The following is a 15,552-nucleotide window of genomic DNA, read 5'->3' as shown; positions in this document are numbered from 1 at the left end:
CTGGAGGACCGCGCCCACCAGCTCACGCTGGCCTCGACGTACAAGAGCGAGTTCCTGGCGAACATGAGCCACGAGCTGCGCACCCCGCTCAACTCACTGCTCATCCTGGCCCAGCTCCTGGCCCAGAACCACACGCGCAACCTCACGGCCAAGCAGGTCGAGTACGCCGAGATCATCCACTCGGCCGGCTCCGACCTGCTCCAGCTCATCAACGACATCCTCGACCTGTCCAAGGTCGAGGCGGGCAAGATGGACATCAACCCCGAACGGGTGCCGCTGCGCCAGCTCCTCGACTACGTCGAGGCCACGTTCCGGCCGATGACCTCGCAGAAGAGCCTCGACTTCACGATCACGAACGCCCCCGGCATCCCCGTGGAGGTCATGACCGACGACTCGCGCCTGCGGCAGGTGCTGCGCAACCTGCTGTCGAACGCGGTCAAGTTCACCGAGACCGGCAGCGTCGAGCTGCGCATCGAACCGGCCGCCCAGGACGAGCTGCCCGCCTCGGTGCGCCAGCACGGCGCTGCCATCGCGCTGCGCGTCGTGGACACCGGCATCGGCATCGCGGCCCAGCAGCTCGAAGCCATCTTCGGCGCGTTCCAGCAGGCCGACGGCACCACCAGCCGCAAGTACGGCGGCACCGGCCTCGGCCTGTCCATCAGCCGCGAGATCGCCCACCTGCTCGGCGGCGCGATCGCGGCGCAGAGCACCCCGGGCCAGGGCAGCGTCTTCACCCTCTACCTGCCGATCGCCCGGCCGGACTTCGTCGGGCTCTCCCCGAAGAAGCTCCTGGCCGACCCCTCGATCCTCGTCGAGGCCGCTCCCGCCACCATGCCCGAGCCGAACGCGGCCGCCCCGGCCAGGTCGCACCAGCCGCAGCCGCGCCGCCTGCTGGTGATCGAGGAACGCCCGCAGGGACTGCTGTCGCACGTGGCCGAGAGCGTGGTGACGGAGCTGGCGCCGGGCAGTGACGAGACGATCGAGATCGTCACGGCCGCCGGGGCGCAGGAGGCCGCGGCCACCCTCGCCGCCGACCCCTGCCACTGCATCGTGCTCGACCTCGACCTGCCCGACCAGAGCGCCTACCGCCTGCTGGAGGCCATGGACGGCGACCAGGCCCTGAACTCGGTGCCGGTCCTGGCCTACAACAACTGGCGGGCCAGCTCCCAGCAGGCGGCGCCGTTGCAGGCCCGTGAGGGCGGGCAGCCACTGGAGCTGCTGTCCAGCCTCGACGAGCTGCGCGAGCGCATCGCCCTGCACCTGACCGCCGACCAGCCCGGCGACGTGCTGCCGCTGATCAGGGCCGGGAACGTCAACCAGCTCGCCGGAGCCGAGATCGACACGTCGCTGACGGGCCGGACCGTGCTGATCGTCGACGACGACGCGCGCAACCTGTTCGCCCTGACCAGCATGCTGGAGGTGCACGGCATCGACGTGCTGCACGCCGAGGACGGCCGCAAGGGCATCGACACGCTCGTCGCCCACCCGCGGATCGACCTGGTGCTGATGGACGTGATGATGCCGGAGATGGACGGCTACACCGCCACCGCCCGCATCCGGACGATGCCGCAGTACGCCGACCTGCCCATCATCGCGGTCACGGCCAAGGCGATGCCCGGAGACCAGGAGAAGGCACTGGCCGCCGGCGCGAGCGACTACGTGACCAAGCCGGTCGAGGCCGACCATCTGGTCGAGCGCATCCGCCACTGGCTCGGCGCCTGACCCGTCCCCCCCGAGGAGCAACGCAGTGCACCACCTGCACGATCCGGCGGCCGCCGTACCGCCGGAGCGTATCGAGCCGCCCAATCTCGGCCGCCTGGCCGCGACGGTCGACCGCCTGCACAGCCAGATCCTGGAGGCCCAGCGGGCCGCCGAGGGCCGCGCCCTGGTCGAGGTGGCCAAGGGCGTGCTGGTCGAGCGCCTGCAGTGCAGCCTGTCCGCCGCCGCCAGGCAGCTCGCCACCCTGGCCGACCAGGCGGGGGTGACGCAGCTGGAACTGGCCGCCGACATCATCAACCAGGCCGCCCACGACCGCATCAGCGAGACCGCGCGCGACTTCCTGAGCTCGGCCCGCGCCGATGAGTCCGCGGAGGTGGCGGTGCGGCTGCGTACCGCCGAGAACGGGGCGCTGACCGCCACCGACGCGCAGGCCGTGGCGCAGTCGCTGCTGGAGCAGGCCCTGTCCGCGCTGGGCGCGACGACGGTCGCCATCTGGGAGGCCGGGCCGGACGCGTCGCTCACCCTGGCCGGCTACGCGGGGCTGGCCGACGAGGAGGCCCGGCGCTGGCGTTACGTGCCGCCGGGCGTGGCCACGCCGGCCCGCCGCGCGCTGCTGGCCCGCGGCACGGTGTGGCTGGACGACCTGACCGCCGTCGGCCTGCCCTCGATCGGGCAGCGCCAGACGTCCGGCGCGCGGGCGACCGCGCCGGCCGGGACGGGCGGCCGCATCCTGGGCGTGCTGGAGATCGGCTGGCCGCACGCCATGCCGCGGCCCGACCCGCGGGTCATCAAGCAGATCGAGGTGCTGGCCGACCTGTGCGCCCACACCTTCGAGACCGCCGACCAGGCCGCCCACGAGCCGCAGGTCCTGCCCGAGCTGATCGACCTGGCCGACGCGCTGCCCGACGCGGCCCTGGTGCTGCGCCCGCAACTGGGCACCGAGGGCCGGCTGACCGACTTCCGCATCGTGCACGCCAACCCCCGCTTCCTCGACCCGGCCGGACGGCCGCGCGGCGAGGTCGTCGGGAGCCTGTTCCTGGAGGCGTACCCGCTGGCCGCCGAGGAGGGCGCGCTGCTGGCCAGGATCGAGCACGTGCACGCCACGGGCGAGACCTTCAGGGCCGAGAAGATGGCGATCACGGCCCTGGTGGACCAGATCCCGTTGCACACCGTCGCCGGCATCGCGATCATCCGGCTCGGCGACGGCGTGCTGCTCATCTGGCGGCTGCAGGACCAGGACGCCCAGCTCGCCAACCTGCTCCAGCACGCCCAGCGTCTCGGGCGCATCGGCGGCTTCGAGGAGAACCTGCTCACCGGCGAGATCGTCTGGAGCGCCCAGCTCCACGACCTGTACGGGATGTCCGCCGACGAGCCGCCCATCCCGCTCGAACGCCTGGCCACGCACGCCCACCCCGATGACGCCGTGGCCATCGGCCGGTTCGTCCGGGCCGTGCTGCACCATCGCCGGCCGGCCTCCACCGCCTACCGGCTCCAGCGGTCCGACGGCACCGTACGGCACATCAGGGTCGTCGCCGAGCCCGTCTTCGACGACAGCGGCCTGCTGCTGGCCATTCGCGGCGCCTTCCAGGACATCTCCTCCCAGCACTGGACAGAGGTGGCCCTGGCCGCCACCCGCGACCAGCTCGCCCACACCGAGCAGCAGGCCGCCGAGCGCAACCGGCTGGCCCTGCAGCTCCAGCAGGCGATCATGCCGCCGAGCCGGGAGCCGCTGGAGGCGTTCGACCTGCAGATCGCCGTGCGCTACCGTCCGGCCGAGAAGGAGCACCTGGTCGGCGGCGACTGGTACGACGCGGTCGTGCTGCCCACCAAGCAGATCCTGCTGTCGGTCGGCGACGTGGCCGGGCACGGCATCGAGGCGGCCACCGGCATGGTCGTGCTGCGCAACGCGCTGCGCGGCCTGGCCGCCACGGGCGCCGGGCCGGGCCAGCTCCTGACCTGGCTCAACCTGGTCGCCCACCACCTGACCGCGAACGTCACAGCCACCGCCATCTGCGCGCTGTTCGACCCCCGCACGCGCGTGCTGCGCTACGCCAGGGCCGGGCACCTGCCGCCCATCCTGGTCCGCGACGGTCAGGCCAGGGAGCTCGACATGACCAAGGGCCTGCTGCTCGGGGCGGTCGCCGAGGCCGACTACGAGGAGACGCACCTCCAGCTCGCCTCCGACGACATCCTGCTCATGTACACCGACGGCCTGATCGAACGGCGGGACGTCAACCTGCACGAGTCCCAGCAGCGGCTCCTGGACGTCGCCCGCCAGCCCGCGGCCACCCTGGAGCAACGCCTCGACCACCTCCTCACGCACAGCAACTCCGACACCGACGACGACACGTGCATCATCGGCGCCCGCCTCCAGTGACCGTCCTCATCGAGGCCGGGCCACGGGACACCGATCCCGCGAGTTTGCCGGGCCTCCGCCCGGTAAGCATCGAGAGCCGGGTGACCCGCCACGCCACACCCAGGCAGGACTGATCAGACCATGGCCATGGAACCGGAGCTACGCTGTCCCATCAGCACCGACCTCGACGGCATCCGCCGCCTCGTACGCGAGCACGCCGGCCGCGGCGGGCTGTCCGGTGAGCCCCTGGACAACTTCGTGCTGGCGGTCAACGAGGCGGTCACCAACGTCCTCGACCACGGCGGCGGCACCGGCACCGTGGTGGGCCTCGACGAGCCGGGCGGCGTCACCGTGGAGGTCGCGGACGACGCCGGCCTGCTCAGCGCCGCCCACCTGGCCGCGGCCGAACACGGCCGCGCGCACACGGCGGGGTTCGGCTTCGGCCTGTGGCTGATCCAGCACCTGTGTGACCAGGTCGAACTCGACCAGAGCCCGCAGGGCAGCCGGTTACGCCTGCACATGGACGTCCGGGCCGCGCACCCCCCGCAACCGGCCCTCCTCGTCCCGGACGAACAACCGCCCGTCCCCTTCGTCCCGCGCGCCACCGGCCCGGCGCGGACCGTCCTGCCGCCGGCCGAACCCGCCTAGCCTGACCCGGCCGGAATCCCCGGAACCCTAGGATGAGGCAGGTGAAATACATGCTGCTCATCTACAGCAACCCGGCCGCCCAGCAGGCCGTCGCCGACGGCTTCGACCAGGTCATGGCCGAGGTCGACGCGCTCATGGCGGAGCTGGAGGCCAACGGCGAGCTGGCCGGCGGCCAGGCGCTGGGCGACCCGGCCTCCTCCAAGACCGTGACGGTGCGCAACGGCGTGCCCGCCGTCACCGACGGCCCGTTCCTGGAGGCCAAGGAGTACCTGGCGGGTTATCTGATCGTCGACTGCGCGAGCGTCGAGCGGGCCACCGAGATCGCCGCGCGCTGGCCGGACGCTCGGCTGTGCGCCATGGAGGTGCGGCCGATCATCGACGAGGTGGCGGAGTGATCGAAGGGCTGCTGCGCGAGCTGGCGCCGCAGGTGCTCGGCGTGCTCGTGCGCCGTTACGAGCAGTTCGACGCCTGCGAGGACGCCGTCCAGGAAGCCCTGCTGGACGCCGCCGTGCAGTGGCCCGACCAAGGCGTGCCGGACAACCCACGGGCCTGGCTGATCACGGTCGCCTCCCGGCGGGTCATCGACCATTTCCGCAGTGAGAGCGCGCGCCGGCGGCGGGAGGAGAGCGCGGCGGTCGCCGTCCCGGCCGACGAGTTCGTCGAGCCGGCGCCGGGCGAGGAGCGCACGCCGGCCGGCGACGACACGCTGACGCTGCTGTTCCTGTGCTGCCATCCGTCGCTGTCGGAGCCCTCGCAGCTCGCGCTCACGCTGCGGGCCGTGGGCGGCCTGACCACGGCCCAGATCGCGGCGGCGTTCCTGGTGCCGGAGGCGACGATGGCCCAGCGCATCAGCCGGGCCAAGCAGCGCATCAGGTCCACGGGGGTGGCGTTCGGGCCGCCGCCGGAGCAGGAGCGGGCCGAGCGGCTGCGCGTGGTGCTGCACGTGCTCTACCTGATCTTCAACGAGGGTTACACCGCCACCTCCGGGCCCGACCTGCAGCGGCCCGAGCTGACCGCCGAGGCGATCAGGCTGGCCCGGCTCGTCCGCCGGCTGCTGCCCGACGACGGCGAGGTCGCCGGGCTGCTGGCGCTCATGCTGCTGACCGAGGCGCGGCGGGCGGCGCGTACCGGGCCGGGCGGGTCGCTGGTCCCGCTCGCCGAGCAGGACCGCTCGCTGTGGGACCGGCGGCTCGTCGAGGAGGGCGTCGAGCTGGTCAGCAAGGCGCTGGCCACCAGCGTGCTCGGCCCGTACCAGTTGCAGGCGGCGATCGCGGCCGTGCACGACGAGGCGCCCACGTCCGCCGAGACCGACTGGCCGCAGATCCTGGCTCTCTACGGCGTGCTGGCCGGCCTGGAGGACAACCCGGTGGTCCGGCTCAACCAGGCCGTGGCCGCCGCCATGGTGCACGGCCCGCGGGCCGGGCTCGACCTGCTCGACGGCCTGGCCGCCGACGACCGGCTCTCGGGGCACCACCGGCTGGCCTCCGTACGCGCCCACCTGCTGGAGATGGAGGGCGACACCGAGGGGGCGGCACTGGCCTTCCGCGAGGCGGCCCGGCGTACGCTCAGCCTGCCTGAGCAGCGCTATCTGGAGGGCAAGGCCGCCCGGCTGGCTTGACAACGATTTTTTTCGGTGCGATCGTTCAGGCATGCACGAAGTGGCAGTGATCGAAGACGCGGCGGCCGCGGAGGCGTCGCTCGACCCGATGCGATCGAAGTTGCTGGCCGAGCTCGTCGAGCCGGGCTCTGCCACCTCCCTGGCCGCCAAGGTGGGCCTGGCCCGCCAGAAGGTCAACTACCACCTGCGCACCCTCGAACGCCACGGGCTGGTCGAGCTGGTCGAGGAGCGCAGGAAGGGCAACGTCACCGAGCGCGTGATGCAGGCCACGGCCGCCTCCTTCGTGATCTCCCCCACCGCGCTGGCCTCGGTGCAGCCCGATCCCGCCCGGTCTCCCGACCGGCTGTCGGCGCGCTGGCTGCTGGCCCTGGCGGCGCAGCTCGTCCGCGACGTCGGCACGCTGATCACCGGCGCGGCCAAGGCGCAGAAGAAGGTGGCCACGTTCGCCATCGACGGCGAGGTGCGCTTCGCCTCGGCCGCCGACCGGGCCGCGTTCGCCGAGGAGCTGGCGCAGTGCGTGACCTCGCTGGTCAGCAAATATCATGACGAATCCGCGGAGGGCGGGCGGGATCATCGGCTGATCGTCGCCGTGCACCCGTCCGTGAAGAAGGGCTCCTGAGGTGGGGCACGAGTTCGAGATCCCCCTCGACTCCCTGGTCGAGGCGACGCCCGAGCAGGTGTGGGAGGCCATCACCACCGGGCCCGGCATCGACTCGTGGTTCATGGGCCGCAACGAGGTCGAGGGCGGCGCCATCCGCACCGCGTTCGCCGGGGTCGAGCTGCCCGAGTCCAGGGTGACCGCCGAGGAGCCGCTCAAGCGCTTCGCCCATTCCGGCGTCCCCGGCCCCGACGGCCGGTTCGTGGCCTACGAGTTCCTGCTGGAGGCCCGCGGCCAGGGCAGCACCCTGGTCCGCATGGTCACCAGCGGCTTCCTGCCCGGCGACGACTGGGAGCAGGAGTACGAGGCGATGTCCACGGGCCTGGCCCTGTTCTTCGCGACGCTGACGGAGTACCTCGGCCACTTCGCCGGCCGGGCCGCGACCCCGCTCACCGAGTCGGGCCCGCCGGTGAGCGACTGGCCGCGCGCCTGGCGGTCCCTCCACGCCGCCCTCGGCGGCACCCCCGAGCCCGGCGACGCCGTCCGGATCACGCCGCCCGGCCTGCCGCCGGTCGAGGGCGTGGTCTACTTCCGCAACGCCCAGTCCGTCGGCGTCCGCACGTCCGACGCCCTCTACCGGTTCGTCCAGGGCATGGGCGGCAGCATGCTCGCCATGCACCTGCTGTTCGGCGACCCCACGGGCCAGGCCGCGGCCTGGCGGTCCTGGCTGGAGGATGCGCACGCGGAACGGGCATGACTTCCGGATGAACGTGGTGGCACTGTCCGACACCCACGCGCCCGCCCGGTGGCGCTCCTGCCCGCCCCGGGTGGCCGAGCACCTGCGTACGGCCGACGTCATCCTGCACGCGGGCGACGTCTGCGTCCGCGCGGTGCTCGACGAGCTGGCCGCCTACGCCCCGGTGCACGTGGTGAAGGGCAACAACGACGGCCCCGACGTGGTGGCGCCGGAGACGCTGGAGCTGACCCTGGAGGGCCTGCGGATCGGGATGATCCACGACAGCGGACCCGCCAAGGGCCGCCTGGCCCGCCTGCGCCGCCGCTTCCCCGAGGCCGCCCTGGTGGTCTTCGGCCATTCGCACATCCCGCTCGACGAGTCGGGCGACGGCCTGCGCATCTTCAACCCGGGCTCCCCCACCGACCGCCGCCGCCAGCCGCACGGCACCCTCGGCCTGCTGACCGTCCGGGACGGCGTGCTGACCCGCGCGGAGATCGTCCCGGTCACCTGAGCGGCTCGACGGTGACGGGGACGCCGTTGAGCGCCGCCGTGCCGGTGAGCTCGTCCAGGCGGGTGGGGTCGGTGAGGTCGTTGGCGCTGGCGCCGCCGAGCGTGGAGGCGACCGACAGCAGCACGCCCGGCCGGTCGTGGCCGTAGCCGTGGGGCAGGCTGACGACGCCGGGCATGACGTCCTCGCTCGCGCCGACCTCGACCGTCACCTCGCCGCTGCGGGAGCGCACCCGGACCGGCGCGCCGTCGGTGAGGCCGCGGGCGCGCAGGTCGTCGGGGTGCATGAGCAGGTGGTGACGAGGTCGGCCCTTGGCCAGCCTGGCGGAGTTGTGCAGCCAGGAGTTGTCGTCGCGCAGGTGACGGCGGCCGATCAGCAGCAGCCCGGCGGAGGCGGGGGCCAGGAGTTCGGCGCGGGCGCGGGCGAGGCCGTCGAGCAGGACGGGCGGCGCTGCCTGGACGCGGCGGCCCGGCGTGCGCAGCCGGCCCGGCAGGCTGGGCCTGAGCGGGCCCAGGTCCAGCCCGTGCGGGTGACGGCGCAGCCGCGCCACGCTCAGCCGGTACGGCCCCGCCCGCAGCCCGAGGTCCACGATCCGCTCCGGAGAGAGCCGCAGCATGAACCGGTCGGCCGGTGAGCCGGCGCGGACCAGGCGGCGGTAGCGGCGGGCCAGCTCGCGCAGGATCTCCCAGTCGTGCCGGGCACCGGGCGTCCTGGGCAGCACGGCCGGGGTGTAGCGGGCGTGGTCGCGGACCGCGACCAGGTTGAAGACGAGGTCGTAGTGGTCGCGTTCGAGCAGGTCGGTGGGCGGGAGGATGACGTCGGCGTGCCGGGTGGTCTCGTTGACGTAGAAGTCGAGGCTGACCATGAAGTCCAGCCCGGCCAGGGCGCGCGACAGCTCGTGCCCGCCGGGGGCCGAGCGCACCGGGTTCCCGGCGATGGTCACCAGCGTCCGCACCTGCCCTTCGCCGGGCGTGCCGATCTCCTCGGCGAGCGCCGCGGCGGGCAGCTCGCCGCCGAACTCCGGCAGGCCGCGCACCCGGCTGCGCCACCTGCCCTCGTGGCCGGGGTCGATCAGACGGTTGCGCACCGGGTCGACGGCCGGCCTGCACATCAGCGTGCCGCCGGGCCGGTCGAGGTTGCCGGTGACCAGGTTCAGCAGCTGGATCCCCCACTGGCACAGCGTGCCGAACCGCTGGGTGGACACGCCGATCCGACCGTAGGCGGCGGCGCTGGGGGCGGCGGCGAACTCGGCCGCGATCCGGGTGATCACCTCGGCCGGTACGCCGGTCACCGCCGCGGCCCGCTCGGGCGTGAACGCCGCCAGCGCCGGCGCCAGCCGGTCGAGCCCGTCCACGTAGGGCGCGGGACGGGCCGCGCCCCCGTCGATGATCAGGCCGACCATGGCCAGGATGAGCGCGGCGTCGGTGCCGGGGCGGACGAAGTGGTGCTCGTCGGCCAGCCGGGCGGTCTCCGTGCGGCGCGGGTCGAACAGCACCATCCGGCCGCCGCGGGCGCGCAGGTCGCGGATGCGCCGGACGACGCCGGGCGCGCTCATCACGCTGCCGTTGGAGACGGCCGGGTTGGCGCCGAAGGTCAGGAAGTAGGCGGTGCGGTCGATGTCGGGCACGGGGAGCAACCATTGGCTGCCGTACAGGTGGCGGGCGACGTACTGGTGCGGGAGCTGGTCGAGGGAGGCGGCGGAGTAGCGGTTGCGGGTGCCCAGCAGGCGGGCGAACGGCGGCGCGTGCGTCAGCGCGCCCAGGCTGTGGACCACCGGGTTGCCCAGGTAGACGGCCACGGCGTCGGCGCCGTGCACGAGACGGGTGCCGGCCAGCCGGGCGGCGACCAGGTCGAACGCGTCCGGCCAGGGGATCTCGCGCCAGCCGCCGGAGGTGCGGACCACGGGACGGCGCAGCCGGTCGGGGTCCTCGCGCACGTCCTGCAGAGCCACCGCCTTCGGGCACAGGTGGCCTGCCGACAGCGGGTCGTCCTCGTCGCCGCGGATGCCGGTGATCCGGTCGCCGTCGAGGTCGACGCGGAGGCCGCACATGGCCTCGCACAGGTTGCAGGTAGCGAGCCGGGTCACCATGTGACCAGGCTATGAGCGGACGCGCCCGTCCCCGAGACGCCACCCCGGCGACCGTCCGACCAGGTAGGCGCGGTGTGCGCGGCTCGGGGCCGGTCAGGCGCCGCGGTCGCGGGTCAGCGCGCCGCCCGCCATCGGGGGCAGGGGGCGGTCGCGCAGCCACGCCGTCAGCAGCGCGGCCGCCGGGACGTGCCGCTCGGCGTGGGCGGCGAACTCCTCGGTGGTGACACTGCCGTGCCGGCGGCTGTCGGCCCAGGAGCGCAGGAGGGCGAAGAACGCCTGGTCGCCGGCGGCCCGGCGCAGGGCGTGCAGGGTCAGCGCGCCGCGCTTGTAGACGCGGTCGTCGAACAGCGCGGCCGGGCCCGGGTCGGCCAGCGCGAAGTCCTGCGGCAGCGCGGCGAGCCTGCGGTGCCAGCGCAGCGCGTGCTCGTCGGCGGGCGGGCCGCCCGACCGCTCCGACCACAACCACTCCGCGTAGGTGGCGAAGCCCTCCTGGAGCCAGATGTCGGACCAGCGGGCCACGGTGAGGCTGTTGCCGAACCACTGGTGCGCCAGCTCGTGCGCGACCAGCCGCTCGCAACCGCGGGCGCCGTCGACGTGGTTCCTGCCGAAGATCGACATGCCCTGCGCCTCGACCGGGATGTCCAGGTCGTCGTCGGCCACGACGACGGTGTAGCCGCTGAACGGGTAGGGCCCGAACAGCTCGCCGAACAGCGCCATCATCTCGCCCTGCCGGCCGAAGTCGTGCCGGACGCGGGCGGCCAGCCGCGCGGGATGGGCCAGCCGCGTCCCGGCCGCCTCCGAGAGCTGGTAGCGCCCGATCTGCACACTGGCCAGGTACGTCGCCATCGGCTCGGCCTGCTCGTAGACCCACGTGGTGGTCCCGGCCGTCCGCTGCCTGGAGGTGAGCACGCCGTTCGCGATCACCTGGTACGCCGGCGACGTCGTCACCGAGATCCGGTAGGGCGCCTTGTCGTCCGGCCGGTCGTTGCACGGGAACCAGGAGGGCGCGCCGATCGGCTGGCCGGCCACGATCGCGCCGTCGGTCAGCTCCTCCCAGCCGAGCCCGCCCCACGGGCTGCGGACCGGCACGGGCGTGCCCGCGTACCGCACCTCGACGACGGCCCGGTCCCCGGCGGCCAGCGGCCTGGGCAGGCTGAGGCGCAGCTTGCCCTGGCCGTGGGTGTGGCGGGCGGCCCGGCCGTCCACGGCGACGCCCGAGACGCGGAAGTGGCCGAGGTCGAGGCCCAGGTCGCCGAGCGGCTCGACGGCCGAGACCGTCAGGCGGGCCGTGCCGTCGAGCCGGTTGGCCGCGACCCGGTAGTGCAGCGCCAGATCGTAGTGCTCGACCGCGTACCGGTGGTCGCCGTGCCCCGGGAAGTACGGCGTCATCGCCACGCCGAGACGGGGTTGCCGAACCACCGGCCACCGGCGGGCAGCGCCTCGCCGCGCATGACCAGGGACGCCGGCCCGACCGTCGTGCCCGCGCCCACCCGCGCGGCCGGCAGGACGACGCCATGGGGTCCGAGCGTCGCGCCGGCCTCCAGCGTCACGGTGTCGATGCTCATGACCCGGTCGTGGAACAGGTGCGTCTGCAGCACGCACCCCCGGTTGACGCACGCGCCGTCGCCCAGTGTCACCAGATCCGCCTCCGGCAGCCAGTACGTCTCGCACGTGACCCCACGCCCGATGCGTGCCCCGAGGGAGCGCAGCCACACGTTCAGCGGGGCGGTCCCCAGCCACGGCTGGGCGAACCAGGGCGCCGCCAGCACCTCGACGAAGTTGTCCGCCAGCTCGTTGCGCCACACGAACGAGCTCCACAGCGGCCTGTTCCCGGCCGAGATGCGACCGACCAGCGCCCATTTGGCGGCCGTCGCGACGGCCGCGGCGAGCACCCCGGCGGCCAGCACGACCAGGCCGCCCAGCGCGGCGGCGACGGCGAACCCGTACCCGGCGGCGAGCCACTCGAAGGCCGCCACGGCCAGGACGGCCAGCGCGACCACGCCCATCGCGGGCACCACCCGGCACAACTCGACCAGCGCCCGCGCCGCCCTGAACCGCACGGGCGGGTCGTAGGTCCTGCTGCGGTCGGCCTCCTCGGCGGTCCTGCGCAGCTTCATGGGCGGCATGCCCACGTACGAGGAGCCCGACTTGGCCTTCTTGGGCGTCGCCGACAGCACGCCGACCAGGCCGTCCTTGGGCACCTTGCGGCCGGGGGCGGTCATCCCCGAGTTGCCGAGGAAGGCGCGCTTGCCGATCCGCGCCGAGGCCAGGCGCATCCAGCCGCCGTCCAGCTCGTACGGGGCCACCATGGTGTCGTCGGCCAGGAACGCGTCGTCACCGACGGAGGTCATCGTGGGCAGCGCGAGCACCGTGGACAGCTCGGCGCCGCGGCCCACCTTCATGCCGAGCGCCCGCAGCCACACGGGCGTCAGGACGCTGGCGTACAGCGGGAACAGCCACACCCGGGCCGAGGCCATCAGCCTGCCGGTGACCCACGCCTGCCAGGCCGGGCGGCTGTGCACCGGGTGGTGGCCCGGGTGCAGCCCGAGGCCGAGCAGCCGTACGCCGGCCAGCGTGACCAGGGCGAAGGCGGCCATCCCGGCGAGCGTGGCCAGGGGCACGGCGGGCAGGGCGGCGGCCAGCGCGCCGCCGAGCGTGGGCTCGTCCCCGGCGAAGGCGGCCAGGACCGCGAGCGCGGCGCCGGCGGCGGCCACCGGGAGCAGGCTGAGCACGATCGCGCTCACCCCGTACAGCGCGACCCACGGGCGGGAGCGGGCGGCGCGCCCGGCCGGGCGGGAGCGGCGCGGCTTGCCCTGGCGGAAGGCCGGGACGCCGGCCCAGCGCTCGCCGGAGGGAACCGTCCCGGCGACCGCGGAACCGGGGGCGACCTGCGAGTTCTTCCCGACGCGCGCGCCGGGCAGCAGGGTCGCGCGGGAGCCGACCGTGGCACCCGCGCCGATGCGGATCTCGCCGACGTGCAGCAGGTCGCCGTCGTACCAGTGGCCGGCGAGGTCGACCTCCTGCTCGACGGAGGCGCCCCTGCCCAGCTTGAGCAGGCCGGTGATGGGCGGAGGCGAGTGCAGGTCGGCGTCCGGGCCGACGGTGGCGCCGAGAAGCCGGGCGTACCAGGCCATCCACGGCGCACCGGCCAGGTCGGGGACGCCGAGCCGTTCGGCGAACCGCTCGGCGAACCACAGCCGCAGGTGCACGCCGCCGCCGCGCGGGTGGGCGCCGGGGCGCACGCCGCGCAGCAGCAGCCGGGCCACCGCCGCCGACAGGCCCATGCGTCCCATGGGGGTGACGAACGCCAGCGCGCCCAGCGTCACCCACCACCACGACAACGTCGGCGCCCACGGCGGGGCGAGCAGGTTGCCCAGGGCGGCCAGCGGCACGACCCAGCGCAGCGCGCCCACGGTGAGCAGCGGGATCATCAGCGCGGTCTGCGCCAGCGAGGCGCGCACGGGCATGGGGGCGGCCGCCTCGGCGTGCGCGGGGGCCCGCGTCCCGCCTCTGGAGGCCAGCAGCTCCGCCAGCCCGGCCAGGGTCGGGTGCGCGTAGACGTCGCCGACCGCCACGTCGGGGTGCGTGGCCCGCAGGGTGGAGACCAGGCGGGCGGCGGCCAGGCTGGTGCCGCCGTCGGTGAAGAAGTCCGATCCCGGCCCTTGCGGAGGCACGCCGAGGATCTCGGTCCACTGCTCGGCCAGCAGCGCCTCGGCCGGGCTCAGGCCGGCGTCCGTCTGTGCCGGGCCGTCCAGCGGCCACGGGAGCGCGTCCCGGTCGATCTTGCCGGAGGTCCTGGTGGGCAGGGCGTCCACGGGGGCCAGGCGGGGCACGAGCGCGGCGGGCAGCGAGCCGGCCAGCAGTTCGCGGGCCTGTCCGGCGTCGAAGCCGGGCCCGGTCACGACGTAGCCGACGAGCACCTGGTGGCCGCCGCCCGCGGTCCGGACGGCCGCGGCCGCGCCGGTGACGCCGGGCAGCGCGTTCAGGGCGGCGTCCACCTCGCCGAGCTCGATCCGGCGTCCGCCCAGTTTCACCTGGTCGTCGGCACGGCCGGCGAAGACGAGACCCTCGGGCTCGGCGCGGACGAGGTCGCCGCTGCGGTAGGCGCGCTCCCAGCCGAGTGATGGCAGGGGCGCGTACTTCTCGGCGTCCTTGGCCGGGTCGAGGTAGCGGGCCAGGCCGACGCCGCCGATGATCAGCTCGCCGGTCTCGCCCATGGCGACCGGCTCGCCCGCGCCGTCCACCACGGCCAGGTCCCAGCCGTCCAGGGGCAGCCCGATGCGTACGGGCCCCTCCCCCGTCAGCCGGGCCGCCGAGGCCACCACGGTCGCCTCGGTGGGCCCGTACGTGTTCCACACCTCGCGACCGGGCACGGCCAGCCGTTCGGCGAGCTCGGGCGGGCACGCCTCGCCGCCGAAGATGAGCAGGCGGATGCCGTCGAGGTGCGCGGCGGGCCAGAGCGCGGCCAGCGTCGGCACGGTGGAGACGGCGGTGACGCCCTGCTCGGCGAGCCAGGGGGCCAGGTCCATGCCGGTGCGCACCAGCGCCCTGGGGGCGGGCACCAGGCAGGCGCCGTGCCGCCAGGCCAGCCACATCTCCTCGCAGGAGGCGTCGAAGGCCACCGACAGCCCGGCCAGCACCCGGTCACCGGGGCCGAGCGGGCGGTCCTGGAGGAAGAGGCCGGCTTCGGCGTCGGCGAACGCGGCGGCCGAGCGGTGCGTCACCGCCACGCCCTTGGGCCTGCCGGTGGAGCCGGAGGTGAAGATGATCCAGGCGTCGTCGTCCGGGGTGGGCCGCTCGGTGGCGGCCGCCTGCCGGACCCGCGTGGCCGGGCCGCCGTCGAGCACGGCGTCCACGGCGGCCTCGGCGAAGACGAGTTCGGCGCGTTCGTCCGGATCGTCGGCGTCCACGGGGACGTACGCGGCGCCGGCCGCCAGCACGGCGAGGATGGAGACGTACAGCCCGGCGGTGCCGGAGGCGATGCGCACGCCGACCCGGGAACCGCGCCCGACACCGGCCGCGGCGAGGTCGGCGGCGACTCGGTCGACCTCGGCGCGCAGCGACCGGTAGTCCAGGCACACGGTGCCGTCGTCCAGCGCGGGCGCCTCGGGGTGGCGGCGGGTGGTCTCGTCGAGGATGTCGATCAGTGTGCGGGGCGGCGAGGCCAGCATGCCCGCGGGGTAGACCGCCGACGCGGTCCTGAGTCTTAAGTCTGCCGAGTCGGTGCGCAAACGCTGCTCCTTCGGTCGGGCGGTCGGCCCCGGCCCATCCAAGCCGCGG

The 15,552-nt window shown here is 74.4% G+C and carries 11 protein-coding genes; 8 read left to right on the top strand and 3 right to left on the bottom strand.

What is annotated here, in order from left to right:
• From ACIA8R_RS46945 to ACIA8R_RS46910, 8 genes are all read left to right on the top strand, one after another.
• A partial coding sequence (locus tag ACIA8R_RS46945) for a response regulator (RefSeq protein WP_397044367.1) occupies nt 1-1,722 on the top strand: 1,722 nt, incomplete at its 5' end.
• Nucleotides 1,723-1,747: 25 nt separating this feature from the next.
• On the top strand, nt 1,748-4,096 hold the full coding sequence (locus ACIA8R_RS46940; RefSeq protein ID WP_364095815.1) for a SpoIIE family protein phosphatase: 2,349 nt from the start codon (nt 1,748-1,750) through the stop codon (nt 4,094-4,096).
• Between the two features lie 126 nt (nt 4,097-4,222).
• Entirely contained in the window at nt 4,223-4,723 is a 501-nt protein-coding gene (locus ACIA8R_RS46935; RefSeq protein ID WP_397044364.1) for an ATP-binding protein, read from the top strand.
• 50 nt (nt 4,724-4,773) lie between these two features.
• The gene (locus tag ACIA8R_RS46930) at nt 4,774-5,118 is read left to right on the top strand and encodes a YciI family protein (protein ID WP_357710289.1); all 345 of its coding nucleotides are present in this window, start codon (nt 4,774-4,776) and stop codon (nt 5,116-5,118) included.
• Nucleotides 5,115-6,341 carry a sigma-70 family RNA polymerase sigma factor gene (locus ACIA8R_RS46925; RefSeq protein WP_364095809.1) on the top strand — a complete coding sequence of 409 codons (1,227 nt, stop codon included), beginning with the start codon at nt 5,115-5,117 and terminating at the stop codon, nt 6,339-6,341. Before ACIA8R_RS46930 ends, ACIA8R_RS46925 begins: the two co-directional genes overlap by 4 nt.
• A 31-nt stretch (nt 6,342-6,372) precedes the next feature.
• Entirely contained in the window at nt 6,373-6,960 is a 588-nt protein-coding gene (locus ACIA8R_RS46920) for a helix-turn-helix domain-containing protein (RefSeq protein ID WP_357710225.1), read from the top strand.
• 1 nt (nt 6,961) lies between these two features.
• On the top strand, nt 6,962-7,696 hold the full coding sequence (locus tag ACIA8R_RS46915) for an SRPBCC domain-containing protein (RefSeq protein ID WP_397044362.1): 735 nt from the start codon (nt 6,962-6,964) through the stop codon (nt 7,694-7,696).
• 7 nt (nt 7,697-7,703) lie between these two features.
• Complete coding sequence (locus ACIA8R_RS46910) at nt 7,704-8,186, top strand: metallophosphoesterase family protein (RefSeq protein ID WP_397044360.1); 483 nt, start codon at nt 7,704-7,706, stop codon at nt 8,184-8,186.
• Here ACIA8R_RS46910 and ACIA8R_RS46905 read toward each other — a convergent pair.
• The 3 genes from ACIA8R_RS46905 to ACIA8R_RS46895 all read right to left on the bottom strand — a co-directional run bounded on the left by ACIA8R_RS46905 (nt 8,179) and on the right by ACIA8R_RS46895 (nt 15,443).
• Nucleotides 8,179-10,272, bottom strand: a complete 2,094-nt coding sequence (locus ACIA8R_RS46905; RefSeq protein ID WP_397044358.1) for a molybdopterin-dependent oxidoreductase — start codon at nt 10,270-10,272, stop codon at nt 8,179-8,181. The two genes, ACIA8R_RS46910 and ACIA8R_RS46905, sit on opposite strands and share 8 nt — an antisense overlap.
• Before the next feature lie 93 nt (nt 10,273-10,365).
• A complete protein-coding gene (locus tag ACIA8R_RS46900; protein ID WP_397044373.1) occupies nt 10,366-11,661 on the bottom strand; it encodes a M1 family metallopeptidase in 1,296 nt (431 codons plus the stop codon).
• Nucleotides 11,658-15,443, bottom strand: coding sequence for a Pls/PosA family non-ribosomal peptide synthetase (locus tag ACIA8R_RS46895; protein ID WP_397044356.1), 3,786 nt, complete (start codon nt 15,441-15,443; stop codon nt 11,658-11,660). Before ACIA8R_RS46895 ends, ACIA8R_RS46900 begins: the two co-directional genes overlap by 4 nt.
• Nucleotides 15,444-15,552 lie beyond the last annotated feature (109 nt).

Origin of the sequence: Nonomuraea sp. NPDC051191 (assembly GCF_044455665.1) — a bacterium.
Classification (GTDB): domain Bacteria; phylum Actinomycetota; class Actinomycetes; order Streptosporangiales; family Streptosporangiaceae; genus Nonomuraea.
This window is presented reverse-complemented; position numbering and strand designations above follow the sequence as displayed.

Excerpts from the sequence above, each read along its gene's own strand:
- ACIA8R_RS46905 (WP_397044358.1), bottom strand. The coding sequence starts at position 10,272 with ATGGTGACCCGGCTCGCTACCTGCAACCTGTGCGAGGCCATGTGCGGC.
- ACIA8R_RS46930 (WP_357710289.1), top strand. The coding sequence starts at position 4,774 with ATGCTGCTCATCTACAGCAACCCGGCCGCCCAGCAGGCCGTCGCCGAC.
- ACIA8R_RS46935 (WP_397044364.1), top strand. The coding sequence starts at position 4,223 with ATGGAACCGGAGCTACGCTGTCCCATCAGCACCGACCTCGACGGCATC.
- ACIA8R_RS46895 (WP_397044356.1), bottom strand. The coding sequence starts at position 15,443 with ATGCTGGCCTCGCCGCCCCGCACACTGATCGACATCCTCGACGAGACC.
- ACIA8R_RS46920 (WP_357710225.1), top strand. The coding sequence starts at position 6,373 with ATGCACGAAGTGGCAGTGATCGAAGACGCGGCGGCCGCGGAGGCGTCG.
- ACIA8R_RS46900 (WP_397044373.1), bottom strand. The coding sequence starts at position 11,661 with ATGACGCCGTACTTCCCGGGGCACGGCGACCACCGGTACGCGGTCGAG.
- ACIA8R_RS46910 (WP_397044360.1), top strand. The coding sequence starts at position 7,704 with ATGAACGTGGTGGCACTGTCCGACACCCACGCGCCCGCCCGGTGGCGC.